This window comes from Maribacter luteocoastalis (genome assembly GCF_048890225.1).
Classification (GTDB): domain Bacteria; phylum Bacteroidota; class Bacteroidia; order Flavobacteriales; family Flavobacteriaceae; genus Maribacter; species Maribacter luteocoastalis.
Window position 1 is genome coordinate 530,608 of record NZ_JBMFZG010000002.1, and the last position, 23,755, is coordinate 554,362.

Below are 23,755 nucleotides of genomic sequence, written 5' to 3' on the forward strand. Positions count from 1 at the left end.
TAGGTGTAATTAATGGAAAGGGTTTTGGTAAATAGGTCCAAGCAATTACTTAGGGCTAGTGTTGTACTTTCGTTATTCATTGTTATGATCTTCTATTGCTTGCAACAATTCTTTACCTACAGTTATTTGCTCATCGTAAAAGCCTGTTAGTTCAGCTGTAAACAAGAACCCCCTGTACAAAAGGGATAATACAATATCACTTCCCTTATGTTTAGCAAGAAGATCGGTATAATTTCCAATAACTTCGTTCAACTTTTGATTCGGCCTTTTTTTGAATTCCATCCAACGTGAAAAGAAACCACTTTTGTGTAATTCTAAATCCAGGTCATTCGCCCAGACCTGCAAGCTGTTCTCCTCAAAGATGACTTTATCCACAGCATTATAATACTTATATATCAGTTCTTCTATCTTAGGATTGTCTAGGTGTTGTAAGTATCCTGAATTTTTTAATGACTCAAAACCACTACGATTAAAATTTAAGGGTTGCTCTATTATCATTGTAAATACAGCATTAGTGATTTTTTTTTGGTCACTCCAGTCGTTGTTAGAAATCAATTCCGTAGCCTGTGAACATAACAGTGATTGTTCAGTCCTTGTTTTAATCATTAACTCACCTACTTTAATATCACTTTTTACATTTAGTGCGATTTTTTCCAAGTAATTCTTTAGGGCTTTCTTTTCGTTGGTGATTTGATTTTTGTTGTTTACTTGAAGAGCTATTAAAATTCCAATAACTACTAGAATAATTTCTCCAATGGCATAAATCAGATACTTACTGAGCTTGTTTTCTGAGAGTAATTTTCGCCTAATTTTTCTAAAGAATTTTATCATTTTATATATGTAATAATGGCAGATAAGGTCTAGCGTAAAGATATTTTTCACTGTGTTGCAGCGGTTCTTTTAGCTTTTTATCTCAATCTAGTTTTTTCATTTCCAAAAAGCCGGTTTTATTGGTTAATTCGCCATAAGTCATCGGTTGCTTGCAAGATTTTTAATCTGAGTTGTGGATTTAGATTTGGATTCTCTTCCAAGAATTTGGTCAGTATGGTATAGGCTTCACTGGATGTATACATTCCAATGGTATTGTTTAGCCAATTTTTTGGAAAAAAAATATCACCGGTTTTCTGAATTTCCTCTATAAGTTCCAGACTGAGGTTAAGTGACTCAGCAGTGGTTTGTTGCCTTAAGGGGTGATGAATATAGTAGCAGGCAGATAATACCCAATTTTCTTTTTCTCTATTCTCCTTTTTAGTGAATGAACGAAAAAAATCATTTCTGATTTTTGCTTCCACTGATAACGACGGCATGAGAAAATCGAATCGTTCAATTTTGTTGGAATCTTTAATGGAAGCTCTTGCTACGTTAAGTATCTCCGATGTCTCAGGATGATCATATAGGGCCAAGCGCATTGCTAGTTTGGTAAAATCATCTTGATTTAGGTTAAGGTTTGGAATGACCAATTCCTTACTCCAGATTTTATACAATTTATCCTTAGCAATCCCTGTATAACCAAATGATATATACAAATTGAACAAGGTCTTTTTGATGCTGGATTCCTCATCTGATTCTAGCCTAGTGAATAATAGATTCGTAATTTCATTTTGCATCCCTTGTCGATCCTGCTCGGAAAAATAAGTCCAGAACAAGTGACTTGCCTGACTGCAAAGTAATGATAGTATCAATTCATTTTTTTCACGCTTTATGCCTTCCTGATACACCTTAAATGCCTTTTCTACGGTAAGATTTCTAAGTAATACATTTTCATGGCAGTTCTGGTAAATGGCAGCACGGGCAATTTCGTCCTCAATAGTTGGTACCAGCTCCAACGCTTCATTTGTTATAGGGAAAACGCCATATCCCAGCCCGTTGCTGTTATATAATATGATATCGGGCCTTTCTAGGCCCTCTGCTGCCTTTATCTGATTTTCTTGCTCTTTTAAATTAACCCTGATCGGATGCACGCTGTCTTTATAAACTAGGGAAATTTCAAATACTTGGGGCCAAATATTTTGGGATGTATATTCTGGCTGCTGCTCCAAGACAAAGGATTCTATTTTGTTGGATTCATTATACAGAACTTCACTTGTTATTACAGGTCTCCCAGGGGAATTTACCCAAACATTACTCCACTCTTTTAAATCTATATTGGTGTTCTTATCCAGAATGTTTATTAGATCATTCCAGTCAGCATTATCATTTGCATACGTTTTTATGTATTCCACAATGCCTTTTTGGAAATTTTCTTTCCCAAGAATTGTCTCCAACTGTCGCATCATAATAGGTGCTTTGTGATAAATTATACTACCATAAAGCGAACCCGCATTGTTCAAATTATCAAGACCTTGACGAATGGGATTTGCCCCTTTACTGCGGTCTATTGAATAGGCCGATGGATAATGATCCACAAAAAAGGACAAATCATGATTTATACTTTGAAACTGGGGATTGACAATTTTATCGGCCATAAAATTGGCAAATACTTCTTTTAACCAAACATCATTAAACCATTTCATGGTCACTAAATTTCCAAACCACATATGTGAGGTCTCATGGGCAATTAATTTGGCACGCCGCAATTCCTGATTACGTGTGGCACTATTGTCCAAAAAGAGAGAAGATTGTTGGTACTGTATTGCTCCTGTATGTTCCATACCGCCATAGGGATGACTGAATATAGCGGCATAGTCTAATTTTTGAAATGGAAAATCATATTCAGTATACTTTTCCAAATAGTCAATCGACTGCTGATGGAGATTGAATATCTTAGGAGTACTTAGTTGAATTTTAAGACTATCCTTCTCCTGATGGTATAAGGCCATTTTGAAATTTGAGTCAAAAGTGTTTTCTATATCAAATTCTCCAGCTACAAACGAGAACAAATAAGTACTCATTTTATCTGATTCTTTAAACCGGAACTCCACAAAATCATCAGTATTTTTTGTACTTTCTAATGGTGAACTACTTAATACTTCCCAATCTTTTGGGGCACTAAGGTTTAATACATAGGTCGATTTAATATCAGGTTGATCAAAACATGGGAATAAGGTTCTGGCACGATCAGGGACGAGCAATGTATATAAGTAGTGTTTGTTTCGGTTTAAAGACATTTCACCAGCAGTAAAATCGATCTCTATTTTATTATTGCCAATTAAGAGGTGTTCTGAGGGAATTATCAAATGTTCCTTTTTATATTGAATTGGAACCTTTTTTCCGTTTACAATTGACAAAGGGGGATTTTCTCTGTTTGATTTAAAGTCCAATAGTAGCGGTTGGCTTTTATCATGTATTGACAGTTCCATAATAAGTTTCGAGCCGATTGAATCTTCTCTGATCAACGGAATTTTGAAGTAGAGGTTGTATTTAACGTTTGAAACCTGATTTTTTCGGTAAGAGGCAAGTGCTGCTGAAACACCTTCAGTATGGTCAAGGTGATGGTCTAATTTCCTATCACAGGAAATCAATAGTATAATTATAATATAAATCAGACGGATTTTCATTTGATTTTATTTTCTGAAATTGTGATAAATTACCGCCAAATGGTTGTCTGTATAAGAATAGTTGTGGGTTTACGTACAAGGATTTTTCACAGGAAAATCAGACATAGTAAACTTTCAACGACCTTTGGTTAAGCCCAAAATTGAGCAGTTATTTTTATACACGTTTTAAGTTTGATTGCATTTAAATTGTTATGAAGGGTTTTTCATTAACCTATTCCTTGTTACCTGCCGCAATAGTCGCCAATTTTTCCCTTGCTTTAGAAAAGTGATTAAGTAGATTAGGTATTTTATTATCACCATAACCAAGTTTCATTCTTTTCTCTGATATTTCCAATATGTTGAGGAGTTTATTGGCAGCATCAATTTTAGCGTTAGGCATTGTGCTGCCGACTTCGTTAAGCCATATAGGTGAACTCTCTGCAAATATATAGCTGTCCATCATTGGCCATACAGATTTGCTCCCAGAAACTCTTGCCGTAACCCATCCGCCTTTAGGAATTTCAATTGAGCCACTATAGGTTTCACTAGTACCATTCTTGCTTTTTTTTATAGCAACTACTTCCCCATTTATGAATATTTCTACTTTATCGTATGAAACCGGGGAATGAACTATAAGTTTCCATCTGGCTTTGTTTTTTTTAATTGTAGCCACATCACCAACGTTATGATCATCTACTGTAAATATAATTTGAGGACCGTTGCTCATAAAACTTCTCCCTTTTTTAAGGGCATCAAGGTAATTCTCTACAGTTAATTCCCCCTCTGGTTTTACATACAGTCTTGTTGATCCTATCGCCATAGTTCTATAAATGTTGTTCATAACATCACTACCAGCCGATAATGCAATAGGTATACCTAGGTTAAGAATTTCGTGCCATAAAGAGGCCGTGCCAATTTCATCTGTCCAGAGGCACCCAACTTCCAACATATCTATTTCTTCCATAACGGCATCAGCTACCAATGAAATAGGTACATATCTACCACCACCTTCCTTAAAAGGTTCTTTTATGGAAACCGGGTGCACGTACCCTCCCAATCCACCTTGTTCGCGGGCAAACCGAAGTGTTTCTGCATTGAGTCTGTCGTCAGCTCCATGAATATCATATCCAGGTCCCCACACCCAAGGCCAGTATAAATTTTTAGTTCCAATTAGATTTAGGTGGCCTAAAAAATGTGACCGCACCTCTTGTCCAAAAGATATAATCGGTAGATCTTCATTTTGCCATCCGAAAAGGTCTTGTTCAAGTAACCGATTCCCAAGATTGGCAACCAATGGGAAAGCAAAATCTATATCCTCTGCTTTAAGGTCTAATCGTATATCTTCAGGGTCTAATTGATTGGTTCCCCCATAGTTTAGGTGAAAATGGTTATCTGCAGAATACCAGCCCTCTTTATTTGCATCCCAAATTCTATTTAAATTTATTTCAACTTTTGAAGCACCTTCTTGCAATTCAATTTCTTTGGATTGCTTAATCGTTGAAAAACCATGAACGGCAGTAATGGTTAGATGGCCAATAGGAGCTTCAACTTCAATTTCTCCAGGAGAATAGAAAAAGACAATTCCATTTTGTCCTTCAGAATGTATGATACCAGACTCTGGAATAATTGGATGTCCGTTCCTGTCCGTAATATTCATTCTAACGGCTTCCATTGCTTCGTCAACATAACTGGTAATTTTTACTTTTCCTGTTGCGGTGCCCCAATCCCATTTCTTAACGGATAATACCTCTGGAGAACCTCCACTTACAGCTATTCTTTTTATTTCTGAGGTCTCATTTTTGTTATTTTCAGAAAAATAAACCCAATTGCCGTCATGGTTAAACTTTGGTGATAACGGAAGTCCATTACTCTTAGTGAGAAGCATTTTGCTTTTAGGAATTGAGGTATTTAATAACCAAAGCTCATAATCATCGCCATTGGGCCAAGTATAAGCTAGTGTTTTGTCGTCTTTAGACAGGGTAAAGGCAGCTTGGGAAACAAAATTCTCCTCTAGTAGGGGAAAAGACGTGCCATTTTCTAAATCCAACAATTCTATTGAATCATAAGAAAACCCTTTTTTATGGAGGTAAATAACATGGTCACCATCACGAGTTGGCACTGGAAGACGTTCAAGACTACTTTCTTGGGTTAAAATGGTGCTTTCTAAAGATATGAGATTTATTTTCCAAAGGTCGAATGACCCGTTTTTAGCCGATGAATAGTAAATGGCATTTCCATCTGCAGAAAAAATTGGGTCTAAATCTAAAGCGCTTGAGTCAATAAGTATCGTCTCTTTCGTAGTGTTTAAATCCAATAAAACCAAATGGGTATTGCTCCCATTATCTCGAACAAAAACTATTTTATTTCCGTCTGGCGACCAATTTGGTCTAGAATCCATATCAGGAGAAAAAGTTATCCTTTTAGCTTCAGCTGTTTCGGGTTCCATAATCCACAACCAACCTTTAGCCGAAAAAACAACTTGATTATTTAATGGTGATGGTGCAGGGTCTGTTGGTCCTGAATTTAGGACAGGCAGTTCATACCCTTCTAAATAGACATGATGCCCATACCCATCAACTTTTGGATAACGGTTGTTCCATTGGGCATTTAGAGCATTTGATATTAAAAGGAGGAAACTTAAAACGGCAATATTATTTTTCATAATTAACTATTAATGTCACGCTCTAAAATAAGGCTACGGATTAATACTTGAATATCAGCGGCATATTGATGCGCGTACTTAGGTGTTTTATATTCTAAAGATAAATGTAATCTTTTGTTGTTGTACAATTTGTTTGCATTTTTGGTTACTTTCATTACTACAAATAGGATATAAAAAGTAGGCTATTTCTTTGTGCATACCTAAAAGATATGCACTTACTTTGACACGCGTCTGAAACCTCTATTTTACCAATACCGCACCTATTTTTTAAAAATCGTTACCAACGTATTATTACTATTATAGAATTCATTTTTGACAGTAACCAGCTATCGTCTATTTGCAAATTACCAAAATTTATAAATAACTCAACCACCATTTATCTTTATTGGTTGCTTTATAAATCATATATTTTTTGCTTAATGGATAGAGAAGTAGCACCACTCCAATCCAAACCAGATAAACAACAAATAGTGAGTAACCATAGGTTGCAAGTTTTTCGTTCATAAAGCTTTCTGAGGTTATAATCATATCCTGCCAATTGCCACCAAAAACTAAAATACCGATAATGGCAAAAACATGAATCGCTATGGTGTGCAAGAAGTAATAGAATAGCGGCACTCTTCCAAATACCAAAAAGAAATCCGTTAACTTATTTTTTATGGTTTCAAAAGCAACTAAAAACAACATGGCCGGACCTAGTGTAATACATATATATAGCAATGATGGCGGGTATTTTGTAACATTAAAAAATGATAGTATTGTTTTAATACTGGTGTCTTGAACAGACCATGGTACCAAGTCACCATATATGTTGAATCCTCTAAAAATAAGAAAGAAAACGAGGGACCCGAAACCTAATCCTAGCAACCATTTTTTTCGTAAGGAAGTATCAAAATCCGTTTGATAAAATATGCCAAAAAGGTAACCTAATGTCATTAATCCAATCCACGGTAATAGGGGATATTTTATTACTATTGCATGATTAGGATTGAGTACTACCATATTTTGCTGATGCAGTGCATACCAGAGAATATCTTGAAAACTTTGGCCTTGCATCAAAATACCATCCAAAGCATTGTGTAAGACAATCAAAAGAATTCCTAAAACTAAAATCACTTTTTTGGGAAGGAAGATGAGAAATGACAAACAGATCATACTAAAGCCAATAGCCCAAATAACTTGAAAAATTTGAAGGCTAAAACTAAAGTCGAAAGTCCAGATAAGATTATTGACTACAATTTCTAGAAGTATCAACCAAATTCCCCGCGTAAAAAGAAATTTGAATAATTCAGGTTTTGTTTTTTTACTTCCATATAAAAATGCAGACGTTCCGGCCAAAAACACAAATACCGGCGCGCAATAGTGGGTAATAAATCGTGTAAAAAACAGTAATGGTGTAGTGGTTTCCAAATTGGTAGGGTCAATAAAAAATGAGCCATAATGAAAATAATCCCTAACATGGTCCAATGCCATTATTACCATCACAACTCCTCTTAATATGTCTATGGATTCTATTCGGTTGGTTTTAATTTGCATTCATTTTTTGGTTTAGTCAGATTGGTTTTTTTGTAATGTTGTGCCAAATTTCCAATGTCTTGGGGTTTTGCATAGCAACGTATTGAGACAAAGGTTAGCTTCAGCTGAATTGGTGCATAGTTCGTATAAACGTAAGTTAAAGGTTAAATTAACTATAATACTCGTCTTTACATATCTTTTCGTCATTGCGATTGGATTCGCTTGAGCCTGCCCTGAGTGCAGTCGACGGGTAGTCGAATCCACCGTAATTGCCGTTATACATTATTTTACTTTCGTTATTCTTCTACAGTTTCAGAATTTAGATATTTGTCAATGTTAAACAAAACTTCTTCTATACCAGATTTCGTGTTATTACATCGTAGTATATAAAACCCAATAAATCTGTTTAAATAGCCTAATTGATCAATAAAATCATCATCCAATAGTGCTTGTTTGTCAAATACTAATCTTCCCATTGAATCGTCAATATAACGTCTACTTTCCCAATCTATATAACCAGTTCGTTCGTCTACAATTTCTCCATTATAGATAACTCGTACGTATAAATACTCATATAAATTTAAAATGCTACGTTTTAATTCTTCATTGTTTATATAATCAATTAAGCCATTATTTTTTGCTGCATTATACGAACCAACTGTGGGAAAGAAAGTGATATTTCTTCCAGCTTCATAATACTTTATAGAGTCATTTAAAATTCTTGAATTTAAATCAGGATTTCTACTTAATTCAATAGCATCTGCCATCGCTTTAGATCTCATACTTTGTTCTTCAGTTACCTCATTAATTGCTTTTAAATCATTTCTTAAATCAGATTTTAAACTAGTTAGAAATTGTTTTGTTTTTTCTTCTGATTTGCGATTTTCATTCCAATTACAACAAGAATTATCTCTCCAATAGCATATTTGAGATACTTTCCAGTTTTACCTTTTGAAAGTAAATCTTGTCTGATTTTTCTAAAGAATTTAAGCATTGGTTAGAGGTTTGTCATAAAGAAGCACAACGCCCCGCTAAACATAGTGAGGTTCTGGATTTTAAAAATAGGGAATTTATTCCTGTAATTTTAAAAGACAATTGAACCTTTCCAAATTTCTTTTAGCGATTGTTGTGTGAACTGGACGGTTTGAACCGGCAGCGCCAAAGCTGAATGTTGGTAGGGGGATAAGCAATTTGGTTTAGCGGGGCATTGTGTCGAATTTCCTTTGGTGCGGGGCTTTGCAGAACTTGTTTGGATGATCAAGATGAGATAGGTGATGACAATTTTCTTGTCGATAGCATTGATGCCCACCATTTCTTTATGTTTTTCCTGAAGCCAATTTTGAAACCTTGTAATATGACTTTTGTATTTTGGGTAGGAATTTGGGGATAACGTATTCTTTTTTATGTTCAGACCCAATTCAAGGGCCTTGTATATTTCCATGCCTTCGTTTTCCTTTGTCCGCTCTACCAGGGTGGTCTTTATTTGTTGTTTTTTCGATTCTTTGGCCGACAAATCTTTGTGAATATCCGATGTGCTATCTATATTTTTAGGATGGTGCCCCTCCATGGATTCCACAGGCTCCCCTTTTATTTTGGTTATTAAAAGGTTGTTGTCGGAATAAGGGTCGAATCCCATGGCCAAGAGTTGTTCAAGGTTCCTTCTCAATATAGAAAGAAATCTGTACCTGTCCCGTTTGTTCTTCAACAAATTGGCACCTCCCTTGATATTGGTCTGTCTCTTCATCTTGCCCGCGACAGGGTCCTTGATAGGAAAAGTAAATATACCATTGTTAGGAAAGTGCCTTTGAGCGCTCACTTTTTGTAAGGGTGGACCATTTGGAGATGTCTACCCCACCTGTAAATATTTTGGGCTCGGAAAAGTTTCGCTCTACAGACAAATCGTATGCACTTTCGTATTCATTTTTGTATTCATTAGAAAACAACTCCTTAAAATTAGGCATAAAAAAACGGCTTAGTGAAAACTAAACCGTTGTTTTTTAAGATTTTAATCTTAGTAGCGGGAACTGGACTCGAACCAGTGACCTTCGGGTTATGAGTTTAAAACCTCATCTCGCTAAATATATAAATAATTGATTTATAAGTAGTTAAAAATATAAAATTCAATAAAACACTTATTGCCGTATGCGGTACCGTATACGGTTTTAGTTTCAGAAAGATACCTAAAATTTGAATAATATCATAAATTTTTATCCCGTCAATTTCGATATATTGTGGATGTTATTTCATGGTAAACACACTTGCTTATCAAGCAGCAATTGAAATTTGTATAAACACCGTTTCTAATGCATAATAAACCCCTTTTTTAACCTCGTTTATTCTAACTAACATATTAAATAAAACCTTAAATGATTCATTCAATAGTCGGAAATACAATGTTAGTCGGTATGGTGTTGATTTGGATAATGATACTGACTATCGCCAAGTATTCTTTTCTCCTGACCATCCTCCTGATTAATTAACTTAACTAGCGACTCTTTTTTCAATAGGGATATAACTAAGGGGTCTTTATACTATTTGAATATTATAACATTCTATAGCAATGAAAACTACACTGGATCTAACCTTTTAGGGCAATTCTAATTTAGTTCAAATCTGTAATTTTCATTTCATTTAAAATTAGATATGAACCGTTTTGGAATTCATTTACTATTTTTAAATTACGAAAGTTTAAACAATCCTTTCAGGGAGACCTTTTCGGTTACCTGAGCATCTCCCAATCTTTAGGATAGATTTTGGATTAAATCAAGTTCTGGATAATTATTATTCTTCATACTACTTTTTGTTGTTTTATCAAATATCTTTTTAAAGGTATTTGATTGTCGATTCCTTGATGTTTTTTCTCGTTTTTATAATAGTAAAAGTATTGGTTCAATTGTTAATAGAGATCGATTCCAGAATCTAGTGGATTCAAATAAATATTTTCATATTTGACACTTCTCCAAAGTCGTTCTATGAATATACTATCGATAGCCTTTCCTTTGCCATCCAAACTCAGTTTGATATCATTTGACTGAATAGCAAGATGAGTAAATACTTCGGAAGCAAACTGACTGCCCTAATCGGTATAGAGGATTTTTCGGGTTTCCATATAGCACCGTAGCTGCTTGTTAAGCCTCTTTGCTCCTTTGGGCATCCCATGCTAATTAGTTAAGTACTTAGCGGCTAAGCGGGTCTATGATGGCCACCAAATAGATGAACCCTTTCTACATCGGGATATAAGTAATATCTGTCGCCCATACTTGATTAGGCCCATCACGTGCATGAGTTCTAGGTTAAGTTCACTTTCACCTTTCGGTATATAATACAAATCTGAACGGTGCAGCGGTAAAGGCTTTCTCTATTTTACGACACTTAGATTAGAATAATCCTTGCTTATCATTAGGCGACTTTCATTTATGGGCTTCGGCGCAAGACGTCCTTTAACAAAACAAGCCCTACTTTTTGTTGGCCGATCACTTTTAAAATCCGACCCTCTTTTTCTTCGGATTCGCTCCTGGCGGATTTTTGGCCTTTGTTAAATATGGATTCCTCTTGTGCCAGAAACTTGTGCTTCCAAAAGCTTACCTGTTGGGGGAAATCTCGAACCTTTGAGCCAGATCCTATGCCGTTTCGCGTTCCTTGGGGCTTCCAAAACCGCCTTGGTTTTGACTTCGATGCGAATTTTCCACGTGTCATATCAGTAAATTTAAGTTTCTTTTTAAGAACTTATTTTACTGTCCTATTTTTTGGGGAATGCTCATAAAGACCTAGACCCTTACAACCAATACAATGCTACTTTATTTGTTTGAGGAAAAGGCAAAACAGGAAAAGGACGGAATGGGAGAGATGATATCAAAATATGTGTATAACAGATTGAAGGAAATTCGAAAGGAGAAGATAGAGGATTTGCTTAAATTCCTTCTGAAAGTTGAACATGTTAAACCTAGGTACGGAAACCCTTATTGGAAAATTGATATAAACACCACTGAATTGGATAAGCTCAAGAACAAGATGTTACAAGACTAGGATATTTTATCTTGCAAGCAGACTAGTTTGGTAAGGATTTTAGATCGAAAAAGTTTTCAAAACTCATTTATGAAAGAAAAACATTCTGTTATTTTACTGAGTATCAAAAAAAAATCGAGGCACAAGATGAACCACCTAGTAAGGCCACAGGCGAATGCTACATTAATATTTTCGTTAATGTATTGAACTCTTTCTAAGAAAAGAAGATTTAAGTAAAAAGAATTAGTTCCGTGTTAAGAACCAACTAGTTGTTGGTTTTATAAAGGAAAGAATTGTATCTAGAATTATACCCACGATTAGATCTTCTTCTATTGAACAAATTAATACCTAATGTAATTTGATGAAATCCGCCATCCCTTACAATCAAACCACCTAATTGATGGGTATAGGTATAGGCGATTAAAAATCGGTTGAATTCTATGCCAGCGATTGGGGTTAGAAGACTTAATTCTTGTAAGTCATTACGATCTAAACTTCTCCTATAGGACAAAGCCAACCATACTCTTGCAGTTCTTCCAAATGTTTGATATACTTTGGCATTTACATCTAAAAGTTTTTCGTTGGTAGCCTCTATATATTGGAACATGGCCGATGGTTCGAATTGAAGGTTTTTTCCTCTGCCAAAAAAATAACCAACATTTAGCAAATACCTTCTTAAATTTAATGATTTAAACTCCGGATTGATGTCCTGACGCGCATTCAATACTATATTTTTAATCGTTACATAAGCAAAACCATCTAGATTATGATAGGCAAAGCTTAAGTCTGCGTTGAAGTACGCATCAGATTCTATAACCTGTGAAACCACGGGGTCAAAATCTACAAATTTGGTTTGGTCCAAGGTATTTTGAACATATGATGTGGCCAAACCAAAGGATAACTGATTTAGTGCTTCAGCGTTTCTGAAATTCAAATGATACGCATAGGCTCCCTGTATGCCGATCTGCGAATGGAAACCGTTTTTATCATTAAATACCAGAGCACCTATAGCTGTATTTTGACTTAGGGTGCCATGAAAGCTGAGGGTTTGCAGTGATGGTGAATTTCCGACACCGTTCCATTGTTCACGTTGGGTCATTCTTAATTTTGCACTATTGCCAATACCCGCAGCACTAGGGTGTACTATAAAAATGTTATCCGACAAATAATCTGAATAGATGGGTAAGGTGCCTTGTGCATTTGTGTGCAGGGTAGCGCATATGATAAAAAAAAGCAGAAAAGCATACTTTAATTTTCTCATGTGATATTTACCTTCTGATTAAACTAAAGTGACCCTTTTTTTGTTTGCCCGAATCTTGTACGATGACGTACCAATAATCATCTTCGACCATAGGATTGCCTAGGTAAGTACCGTCCCAGCCTTCCGATTCGGAGAAAATTTGTACCAGTATTTTACCAAAACGGTCAATGATATAAACATATGCGATACTGTTCCAATCACCCCCTATATTCCAATAATCATGGTAACTATCATTGTTGGGTGTGAAAAATTGTGGTACAAAAAAATGCAGGTGATCAATGCTTGTTATGGTATCACAACCAGGGCTTTTCACATAAATCGTATATGCCCCTCCTTCAACACTTTCAAATTGGGGACTTTCTTGGAAGACAACACCATCTAGCGAATACATGAAATCGCCTGAGTTGGTTGTGGTAATCTCAATGTCGGCACCGTATGAAATAGCGGAATCAATGATGGGCACTTCCGTGGGGTAGACATTATAGACTATTGTTTCAAAAGAATACATGCCGTCTGTAATTTCAACTGTATAAACTCCTATTTCGTTAATGGTAATTTCATTGGTAACCGCACCGGTATTCCATACAAAATTGGGTATTTCGATCTCAGTATTTGGCTGTAATACGAGCTCATTGCCATCACATAATTTCACATTAAGTTCTGTTGTACTAACCGTCGGCGTTATTGAAACGCTCCAGGTGCATGTTTGCGAATCAAATATGGCGGTTTCCCATGATTCCACTGGTGGTTCATTTGGCATGGTACCTGAAATTACCCATGAACAATTGGTGTCACTGAAGGTGGCGGATTCATAGCATTCAAGATCGGGCGGTAAGGATCTGCTTCCAGAAACTTCCCATGAGCAGGTTACCGTATTAAATGTGGTACTTTCCCAGCATTCCGTGATAGGCTCAATAGGCTGGGTTCCGGTAATATCCCAAGTGCAGGTGGTAGCATTGAAGGTGGCCATTTCATAACAGGCAATCTCCGGTGCTTCCGTAGCACTTCCAGACACCTCCCACTCACAGCTAATTGTATTGAAAAAGGCACTTTCACCACATTTCAAATTAGGCTGTTCTGGTTGTATACCTGATAATTCCCATGCGCAAAGGGTTTCATTGAAAACTACGGTCTGCCAACATGCAACCATTGGCTGAATAGGGAGAGTTCCAGAAATCTCCCAAGTACATGTTAGTTCATTAAAGCTCGCCGTTTCGAAACATTTAATATTTGGCTGAAGTGTTGGACTGCCAGAAACTTCCCAAATACAAGTAGCAGTGTTGAAAATAGCAGTTTCTCCACATTCCAAAGAAGAGGGGTCTGGTTCTGTTGGTTGTATACCAGTAACTATCCAACTGCAGGCATTAGTATTAAATGTGGCCGTTTCCCAGCATTCAAGTAATGGTTGTAAAGGTTGCGTTCCGGTAATATCCCAAGTACAGGTAGTATCGTTAAAGGTTGCATTTTCGTAGCAAGCAGTATTTGGTTGAATGGGTTGCGTTCCTATTATATCCCAATTACATGTGACATCATTAAATATTGCAGTTTCCCAACATTCAAGGTTGCTCGGTGTTGTTGGTTGGGTTCCGGTAACATCCCAAGTACAAGTAGTTGCATTGAACATCGCCGTTTCCCAGCATTCAAGTAATGGTTGTAAAGGTTGCGTGCCTATTATGTCCCAGTTACATGTGGCATCATTAAATATTGTAGTCTCCCAACATTCAAGGTTGCTCGGTGTTGTTGGTTGCGTTCCGGTAACATCCCAAGTACAAGTAGTTGCATTGAACATCGCCGTTTCCCAGCATTCAAGTAATGGTTGTAAAGGTTGCGTTCCGGTAATATCCCAGGTACAGGTAGTATCGTTAAAGGTTACATTTTCGTAGCAAGCAATATTTGGTTGAATGGGTTGGCTTCCCGTTACTTGCCATGTGCAAGTTGTGGGATTTAAGGTCGCTGTTTCCCAACATTCCGTGTTGGGCATGGCAGGTCCCGGATTAACTGTCACGGGGTATACATCAGAAAAAGAGATGCATAGGTTGTTGTTCAGATTGGCCGAATCTTCAGCAATTTTAGCTCTATAAAAACCTGAGGTGGTAATAGATGCGTTTAAAGTTTGATTATTTGCCCCATTGATATCATTCCATATGGTGCCGTTTGTACTTTCTTGCCATTGAAAAACAGGAGTATTGTAAACTGAGCCATCAGGAGTAGCATTTAGTTGCAATATATATGGAGTTGCACTAATACATAAGCTTAAAGATGTATTGCCTCCACTATCTAAAGTACTAGCACTATCACCACATGATTTAAACTCAATATCATCAATAGCTAAGTCATTGCCACAGCCACCAGTACCATTATTAATCATTTTTAAGATTACAGAGGTTTGGTTTCCGGTATTGAATACCAAGCCATATTGGTTCCAATTTGGAGTGCCTGCTTCAGTTATAGGCCCAGTATTCCCAGTACTCAATACGACTGTATCTAAAGCGTTGCTAATTTCAAATGTCACATTAATAGGGATGGTTCCGCCTGGTTGTCCTGAACAAAAACTATTTGCTATTACCAGATTAATTAGCCAAGCTGAAAATTCATAGGTTGTATTTTGACATAGTCCAGTAATTACTGTTCTATAAAATTCACCTGGGTCCACCCCTGCATTTACAATTAGTGCTTTACCATTTACATCACCAATAGTATGGTCTTCTGTTTGATGCCAATCATATGGGTTTCCAAATGTCCCATTAGTTATGGTATAAGAACCATCTAGAGGATAACCATTGCTATAAATATAAGTAGTGGTAGCAGTAAGTAGTGGGTTGTTGGTGGTTCCAAAACCGAAATTCTCCAAAAAAATGGTATCACCAGAATTACCTGGACAAAATCCTAATTGCCCATGTAAATTACAAATGAAAAAATATGATACAATAAATGTGGATATTATATACTTTCTTACGATGGTTTAGTATTTTAATTAATAATGCCAACGTGTGACCAATTGCTATATTAAGTAAAGGGATAACATTCCTTTCGATTTTGAGTTATTTTATGGCGATATAAAAACTATACAAGGACTTTTGCAAAAAATGTCTATACTCGTTTATGAAAATACTTTAATTACAAAATCTGAATAATTAGTTTAATGCAAAAAAAGTCTGATATAATTGGTGAATGATATCAAAATTAATGTATAACTATAATAATATTAAAGGTTTAAAAATGGGGTGTGAATTTGTAAACGTATTCTAGTGAGAAATGGTTTGAGGGAATAAGATATCTTTCCCAGCTCATTTTTTAATTAATAATGTTAAAACGATTTATCACACATAAGTTATTCTTTTTTTAATACGATATGTCCCATTAACTTTGAGACTTAAATAGTAGTTTAAAACATACTTTAATAATTGACTAGGCGTTTTAAATAGATGGTTAAATTACCATAATAGGTAAAGGTCGGTTGAATTCATTTACTTTTGAGACCAATATTAACCTTATTAAACCTATATTATTAAATTATGATGTTAACAGATATGTATAAATGGTTAAAATAAAAAAGATTTTTCCTAAATGAAAGTTAGCATATCTCAACCCACACTTTTTCCATGGATAGGCTATTTTGATATGATAAAGGAATGCGATGTTTTTGTTTTTCTCGATAACGTAGAATTCAAGAAGCAAACTTGGCATATGAGAAATAGGTTAAAAAATGGATCTAAAATTGAAGATTCTGAAATCTGGGTTCATATTCCTACAAAATTGCCAAAAACGAGGGCATTAATTAAAGACGTGCTAATTGATAATAATCAAAATTGGAAGCAAAAGCATTTAGATATTTTTCAAAGTAATTATGGCAAGAAGTATAAAAAAGTATCTTTTTTGCAGGAACTATATCAAGAAGATTGGAATAAAATCGCTGATTTTAATATAAAATTTATAGCTGAATGTTGTAAGTACCTTAATATATCTACAAAATTGGTACTAGCTTCAGAACTTGACGTTGAAGGAAAAAAAAGCCAGTTGGTCTTAAATATTTGTAAGCAAATGAAAGCCGCGGAGCTTTTTGCAAATAATGGGTCAAGAGATTATTTGGAAGAAGATAGGGAAATATTTATACAGGAAAACATTAGGGTGTCATATCAAATGTATACGCATCCAATCTATAATCAAAGGGGAAATGCTTTTCTTGATCATTTATCTGTTTTGGATTTACTTTTTTCAGAGCTTGAAAATTCAAAAAAGTTTATTTAAAATGACCAAATGTATCTTTCCGGTTTATTCACAATTCAATCTATGTTAAGTACTTGATATTCCACTATACATTACCACAACATAATACTTTAAAATTTCTCAATTAAATTCATACCTACTACAATTTTGTATAGTGTGTTATTCAGAATAATAGTCTTCAAAGAATTCAAAAGAATAGGGTAATCCAATGTATTTGTATTTCAAGATAGTTTTAAATATTGATTAATTTATATTGGATTTGTATAGTTTTAATATTAGCCGTAATGGAGATATCATAATTTAAAGGATTATTTTTAATGATATTCCTAATTGAAAACTATGTTCCCTAAGAAAAAAACAATTCATAAGAGAATATTATTTGCTCAAAATCTAGTTTTACCGCCATTTTATAAAGTATTACCTGTAAAAAGTCTATATAGTTGTTGGCTATTATTTATAGTCTTTTTTTTTACTCTACTAAGTAAAGGACAGGAAATCCCTTCTGTCAAAAATTTTCATCCAGCTGATTATAAGGGTGAGAATCAAAATTGGGCGATTTCCCATTCTTCTGAAAAATTAGTCTATGTGGCAAATAGTAAAGGACTTTTAGAATATAATGGCGCATATTGGAATCAGTACATCTCCCCAAATGAATCTATAATGAGGTCTGTACTAGTTGTAGATGATTTAATATATACAGGATGTTATATGGAGTTTGGTTTCTGGAAAAGGAATGATAAACAACTTTTGGAATACACCTCTATATCCAAAGATTTAAATATTGATCTTCTTGAGGATGAGGAGTTTTGGCATATAATACGTTTTGATGATTGGATGGTATTTCAATCATTAAATCGCATTTATATATATAATGTAATAGATCAATCTGTTAGTTTCATTGAATCGCTTGTTAAGATATCCCAAATATTCGAAATTAATGGTGAAATATATTTTCAAGGATTGGGGAAAGGACTATTTAAAATCAATAATGGTGAGGCTATTTTATTTCTTGACACTGATGCAGTTAAAGAAAATGAGGTCATTAACGTTTTTGTAAGTGGTGGTGACTTGTTAATCTTAACAAAAGAGGATGGCCTATATCGTTATACCAACAATACCTTAACAAAATCCAGTGTTTTGTCAAATGATATTTTATCTGATGTAAGTATTTATGATGCCATAAAATTGAAAGACAACAAATTTGCTATAGGAACCATTGCTAATGGGTTATATATTTTAAATGAAAAATGGGAAATAGTATCTCAAATAAATCTTATAAATGGATTAATTAATAACACAGTACTCGCAATAACAGAAGATAGCTCAAATAATATTTGGTTAGGGCTAGATAATGGAATTAGTTATATAGATACTGATTCACCATATGAGATAAATAATGAAAAAAGAGGAATTCTAGGAAGTGTATACGCATCAGCCATACATAATGAATACCTTTATCTTGGAACCAATCAAGGGCTTTTTTATAGGAAGTTAAACAGTAAGGCTAATTTTAATTTCATTAAAGGCACGGAAGGGCAAGTTTGGTTTTTAAAGAATATAGATGGCGATTTACTATGTGGCCATAATTCTGGCACCTATGAGGTAGAAAATGGAAAGGCAAATAAGATATCCAATGTGCAAGGGACTTGGAGTGTAGCTAGGATAGATAATAACAGGAACATTTTGCTTCAAGGAAATTATGATGGACTATATGTACTTGAAAGAACTAAAGTTGGTTGGAAACTAAGAAATAAACTTAAAGGTTTTAATAACTCATCCCGTTATTTTGAAACTTTAGGTAATCAAATATTTGTGAATCATGAATATAAGGGGATTTTTAAATTAGATGTTAGTAGTGATTATTCTACCATAAAAAAAGTCACTATTGATTCTACCCTTAAAGGTTCTGATTCTGGAATAGCCAAGTATAAGGGAGAGTTGTTATATGCGTACAAAAAAGGAATATTTAAATATGATACAGAAAATCAAATATTTGTAAAAGACAATCAGTTGAGTAAAGCCTACACGGAAAATGATTATGAATCTGGAAAATTGATTGTAAATGAAAAGGACAATAGCATATGGGTTTTTACAAAATCTAATATTGTTAATATAAGCCCAACCGGTTTAACAAACAAAGAGCGTATAGAGTATATACCACTCACTTCCGAAATAAGGAAAGGTATCATAGGGTACGAAAATATTTCAGGTCTGGAAGATGACAAATATTTACTAGGGTCTATATCGGGTTATGTCAATATCAATTTAAAAAAATCTTTAAATCAGGACTTTGAGGTTCATATTGGAAAAGTTTTTAATGGAGCCGATAAATCTAACCTGCAGCCGCAAAACATAAATGAACCAGGAAATTTTAGTAATAAACAAATTAATTATAAAATTTCTTTTTATACTACAGAATTCAATACCTACTTAAATACCAAATATCAATACCAACTTTTAGGATTATATGATGAGTGGAGCGGTTGGTCTGATAATCCTGTTGCTTCATTTGAAAACTTACCGTATGGTAAGTATGTTTTTAATGTGAGGTCAAAAATTGGCGATACCCTTTCCAATAACGTTGGTACATATGGGTTTGAAATTGCAAGTCCCTGGTATATATCCAAATTAATGATTACTATGTATACCATAGGCACTATGTTACTATTTTTTTCAACGCATAACCTTTATAAACAGTATTATAAAAAACAACGACAAAAATTAATTTTCAAAAACGAAAAAGAACTTATCCTTTCACAGGTTCAAAATGAACGGGAAATTATAAAACTTAGAAATGAGAAGCTAAAAATTGATTTTAACAGTAAAAGCAAGGAATTGGCTGCTTCTTTATTGAGTATTGCAAAAAAGAACGACGTCTTGCGAAGTATTAGGGAAGAACTAAGGGTACAAAGAGGGGATGATCCAATAAAGACAGTAATATACTCCATAAATAAAAGTTTAAAACAAGATGATGGGTGGGATTTCTTTCAAGAAGCATTTAACAATGCAGATAGTAAGTTCTTAAAAAACTTAAAAATAAAACATCCAAATCTTACTCCGAGCGACCTTAAATTATGTGGTTATTTACGGCTGAACCTATCTACAAAAGAGATATCGGATCTGCTAAACATAACTCCAAGAAGTGTAGAGATTAAAAGGTATCGATTACGTAAGAAATTAAATTTGGGACACGAGGATAATTTGGTTAATTATATTTTGGGGCTATAATCATTATAGTGTAATCACTTTTTCACCACAACACAACCCCTACAAAGGATTTTTTGCAAAAAAAGTTTTTTCTAATACCACACCAAAATCCTTCGCGATTTCTTTTGTATAGCCCAATAAAAGGGAGTTTCTATTGCTAAATTGGTATAAAAAACACATTTTATTTGTTATCTATTATTTTGTTGAGGTTATTTTTTGTGGAATCGACAATTTAACGCAATAAGTTTACTGAAAAATAATTGATAAATGAAAATAGTCAGAATACATCTACTCAAATTTGTACTTCTGTTATTAACAACCAGTTCTATTGCACAAGTATCTATTGAAAAAAATGACAATGGAGATAAGCTGTTGGTTAAGGGAGAAGACTTCATTATAAATGGTATGAATTGGGATTATGTTCCCATTGGAACTAGTGTGACTAGTTACAGTTTATGGAATCAATCAGATGATATAATCAAAGCTGCCTTAGATTCCGAAATGGGACTCTTAAAAAATATGGGTGTAAATGTGATACGACAATATGAAGGTGTACAGCCCAAATGGATAGAATATATCTATGAAAATTATGGAATATACACCATGATAAATCATGCATTTGGAAGATATGGTTTAACCCTTAAAGGAACTTGGGTTCCTAATACGGAATATTCAGATCCTATCACAAAAGAAAAATTATTGTCAGAGGTAACCGCCTTGGTTAATAAATATAAAGGAACACCAGGTCTATTGATGTATTTGTTAGGGAATGAAAATAATTATGGTCTTTTTTGGGATGGTGCTGAAACTGAGGATATCCCAATCGATGATAGAAAATCAACCAAACGTGCCAAGGCAATGTATAAATTGTTCAATACTGCTACACTTTTGATAAAGAGCATAGATGACTCCTTGCCTGTGGCCATGTGTAATGGGGATTTATTATTCTTGGATATTATAGCCAAAGAGTGCAAGGATGTAGATGTCTATGGCACTAATATGTATCGTGGTGTGTCTTTTACAGACGCTTTTCAAACTGTAAAAGATAAATTGAACAAACCTCTAATGTTCACTGAATTTGGTGCAGATGCTTTTAATACAATTTCAAATGAAGAAGACCAAAAATCTCAGGCATATTACATGGTTGAAAATTGGAAGGAGATATATAGTAACGCCGCAGGGTTAGGTAATGTAGGAAATTCTATTGGGGGTTTCACTTTTCAGTTTAGTGATGGTTGGTGGAAATTTGATCAGACCAAAAATTTTGATGTACATGATACTAACGCATCTTGGCCTAATGGAGGTTATCAAAGTGATTTTAAAGAAGGTCGGAATAATATGAATGAAGAATGGTTTGGCATTTGTGCCAAGGGGCCAACAAATGAAAAAGGACTATATGATTTATATCCTCGTGCTGCGTATTACGCTCTCAAAAAAGCACATCAAATAAACCCGTACTCGGAAGGCATGACATCTGATTTCATTAGTGATTATTTTAATGATATAGAATTAACAGATGCTGTTTTAAGAGCTCGCGGAGATAAGGCAGCCATAGACGGAGGAACTACTAACAAGATTAGTATAAGCAACTTAAGAGCTGAATTTACAACCTTTAACACTGGTGGTACGCTACTAACTACACCGGTAAATTCAGACCTTGATGATGAAACAACTTTCCCTGATCAGCTTGGTTTTGATCATATGCAATCCTATTATATCGGTGTGCGTGGTAATCCTACATCTAATATGAGTGCAAATGTCAACTTCAATATCATTGGTAATGTAGCGACAAACCCAATAGATGAAATATTTTACGAGAATAGGGCAAGGGTAAGAACAGTATCTACAGAAGAAGGTCCATTAGAGGTTACGGATTTTAATAGAGTTCAAATTTACAATGCAGAATATACTTGGAATACGGAAGAATTTGATTTAAGGGGATTTTATAGGACAGGACATTACCATTGGGCCTACGAGGGTGATTTTTTCGGTCTTTATCCGGAAGCCAACTATGGTCCCAATTTAGATATTTATAATGGAGAAATAAGTGGTTTTGAACTTGATGCCAAGAAAGCACTCAATGGTCTAAAAGCTGCCTTTGGTCCACAATTATGGTGGGGAGCTAATCCTGCATTTTTGTTAAAATATACAAGAAAAATAGGAGATTTCGATTTAGCAGCAGTTTATCATGAGGATATTTCCGATGCGCCCCAGGCGGTTACTTCAAATTTTATTCCACAGCCAAAAACAAGAAGGGCAACCTTATATGCAAAACGGAAAATAGGAAACCTAGGTATAGAAGCGGGTGGTATATGGGGTGGCCAACCTTTAAATGGTAGAAGATTTCAAGTTGCCCTTGGAAATACAGGTAACTATACCATATTAACCGATGAGGTCAACTCCCTTGATAATTGGGGAGGAAAAGCTAAAATCACCTATTCAAAAGGTGCATTTAATGGTTATGTACAAGGAGCGGCAATGGGACTTGTAGCCAATGGAGGTGCAGATCAAACACAAACATTTACAGGTTGGAAATTGAAAGATTCCGGAAGTGGGAACCAGACCAATTTTCTTGCAGGTTTTACGTATACAATAGGTAAGCTACAAATTGCACCTAATTTTTTATGGCAAAAGCCCTTGGTGGCAGCAATGCCCAATGATGCTCCTGCCCCAGGTAGGTTGAGAAACATACAGGATGATCCATTTGTTGTAAGGGGAAATAGGGAAACCACGGCAGGTGAGCTTTTGTTCACATATGACCCTACACCTGCCACTTGGATGTATCAATGGGATAATGATAGGGCGGAAGATGCCAAACTTGCAATTAGTGCTGGATTTGTTTATAGGCATCTGCCTACGGCACAAGATGCTGCAATAGGCTTTCTAGCAAATAGAACATTATTTGCCTTCCCAAATTCGGCTCCTGCCCAGGATTTATGGGAAGCACATACACGAATTGTATCTAAAGTAAGTCCCGATTTAGGTGTTATTGCAAATCTATACGCAGGAAATGGGCAGGCTAATGGTAGTGATGAAAGATTGATTAAAAGAGGGGGTGGTGATATAAGACTTATATATAACAAGGTCAAGGTAATACACTCTTTTAAAATAAATGATTGGGGACCTTTTGATTACCATCGAGATTTTAACCTTACATATCCAGTGCAGCTAATGCTGGATTTGTCTACCACATTAGGAAAACCGGATTGGTTTATCCTTCCAAATACTAAGATTGGAATACGTGGTACATGGCGTTCTCTAAACGAATTTTCTCCAAGGTATTTGCCAAATGCTGCTCTGGAATTTGCAGAATCACCAATAATTAGCCCAGTTGGTTTTGGTGATGGCTCTGAGTGGGAAATAAGAACTTATGTACATATTAATATCGGCAAATAAATTAAT

The 23,755-nt window shown here is 35.0% G+C and carries 13 protein-coding genes; 4 read left to right on the forward strand and 9 right to left on the reverse strand.

Features of this window, described 5'->3' with window-relative positions; genetic code table 11:
• Window positions 1–72: 72 nt before the first annotated feature.
• The 7 genes from ACOCEA_RS06895 to ACOCEA_RS06925 all read right to left on the reverse strand — a co-directional run bounded on the left by ACOCEA_RS06895 (window position 73) and on the right by ACOCEA_RS06925 (window position 9,614).
• Entirely contained in the window at window positions 73–831 is a 759-nt protein-coding gene (locus ACOCEA_RS06895; RefSeq protein WP_420755478.1) for a hypothetical protein, read from the reverse strand.
• Window positions 832–947: 116 nt separating this feature from the next.
• Window positions 948–3,497, reverse strand: coding sequence for a M1 family metallopeptidase (locus ACOCEA_RS06900; protein ID WP_420755479.1), 2,550 nt, complete (start codon window positions 3,495–3,497; stop codon window positions 948–950).
• 211 nt (window positions 3,498–3,708) lie between these two features.
• On the reverse strand, window positions 3,709–6,138 hold the full coding sequence (locus ACOCEA_RS06905) for a CehA/McbA family metallohydrolase (protein ID WP_420755480.1): 2,430 nt from the start codon (window positions 6,136–6,138) through the stop codon (window positions 3,709–3,711).
• 354 nt (window positions 6,139–6,492) lie between these two features.
• Window positions 6,493–7,674 carry an acetyltransferase domain-containing protein gene (locus ACOCEA_RS06910; RefSeq protein WP_420755481.1) on the reverse strand — a complete coding sequence of 394 codons (1,182 nt, stop codon included), beginning with the start codon at window positions 7,672–7,674 and terminating at the stop codon, window positions 6,493–6,495.
• A 275-nt stretch (window positions 7,675–7,949) separates the two neighbouring features.
• Complete coding sequence (locus ACOCEA_RS06915) at window positions 7,950–8,579, reverse strand: DUF6090 family protein (RefSeq protein WP_420755539.1); 630 nt, start codon at window positions 8,577–8,579, stop codon at window positions 7,950–7,952.
• A 158-nt stretch (window positions 8,580–8,737) separates the two neighbouring features.
• Window positions 8,738–9,469, reverse strand: coding sequence for a hypothetical protein (locus ACOCEA_RS06920; protein ID WP_420755482.1), 732 nt, complete (start codon window positions 9,467–9,469; stop codon window positions 8,738–8,740).
• Complete coding sequence (locus tag ACOCEA_RS06925) at window positions 9,444–9,614, reverse strand: hypothetical protein (protein WP_420755483.1); 171 nt, start codon at window positions 9,612–9,614, stop codon at window positions 9,444–9,446. The genes ACOCEA_RS06920 and ACOCEA_RS06925 overlap by 26 nt, the downstream gene beginning before the upstream one ends.
• Window positions 9,615–11,442: 1,828 nt before the next feature.
• Here ACOCEA_RS06925 and ACOCEA_RS06930 point away from each other — a divergent pair.
• The gene (locus ACOCEA_RS06930; protein ID WP_420755484.1) at window positions 11,443–11,679 is read left to right on the forward strand and encodes a hypothetical protein; all 237 of its coding nucleotides are present in this window, start codon (window positions 11,443–11,445) and stop codon (window positions 11,677–11,679) included.
• Between the two features lie 244 nt (window positions 11,680–11,923).
• Here ACOCEA_RS06930 and ACOCEA_RS06935 read toward each other — a convergent pair whose 3' ends face one another.
• Both ACOCEA_RS06935 and ACOCEA_RS06940 read right to left on the reverse strand, forming a co-directional pair.
• Window positions 11,924–12,919, reverse strand: coding sequence for a PorP/SprF family type IX secretion system membrane protein (locus ACOCEA_RS06935; protein WP_420755485.1), 996 nt, complete (start codon window positions 12,917–12,919; stop codon window positions 11,924–11,926).
• A gap of 7 nt (window positions 12,920–12,926) precedes the next feature.
• The gene (locus tag ACOCEA_RS06940; RefSeq protein WP_420755486.1) at window positions 12,927–15,770 is read right to left on the reverse strand and encodes a T9SS type B sorting domain-containing protein; all 2,844 of its coding nucleotides are present in this window, start codon (window positions 15,768–15,770) and stop codon (window positions 12,927–12,929) included.
• 716 nt (window positions 15,771–16,486) lie between these two features.
• Here ACOCEA_RS06940 and ACOCEA_RS06945 point away from each other — a divergent pair.
• The 3 genes from ACOCEA_RS06945 (at window position 16,487) to ACOCEA_RS06955 (ending at window position 23,749) form a co-directional block, all read left to right on the forward strand.
• A complete protein-coding gene (locus ACOCEA_RS06945) occupies window positions 16,487–17,167 on the forward strand; it encodes a WbqC family protein (RefSeq protein WP_420755487.1) in 681 nt (226 codons plus the stop codon).
• A gap of 564 nt (window positions 17,168–17,731) precedes the next feature.
• Entirely contained in the window at window positions 17,732–20,374 is a 2,643-nt protein-coding gene (locus ACOCEA_RS06950) for a helix-turn-helix and ligand-binding sensor domain-containing protein (protein ID WP_420755488.1), read from the forward strand.
• A 246-nt stretch (window positions 20,375–20,620) separates the two neighbouring features.
• Window positions 20,621–23,749, forward strand: a complete 3,129-nt coding sequence (locus tag ACOCEA_RS06955; RefSeq protein WP_420755489.1) for a glycoside hydrolase family 2 TIM barrel-domain containing protein — start codon at window positions 20,621–20,623, stop codon at window positions 23,747–23,749.
• The last annotated feature ends 6 nt before the right edge of the window (window positions 23,750–23,755 follow it).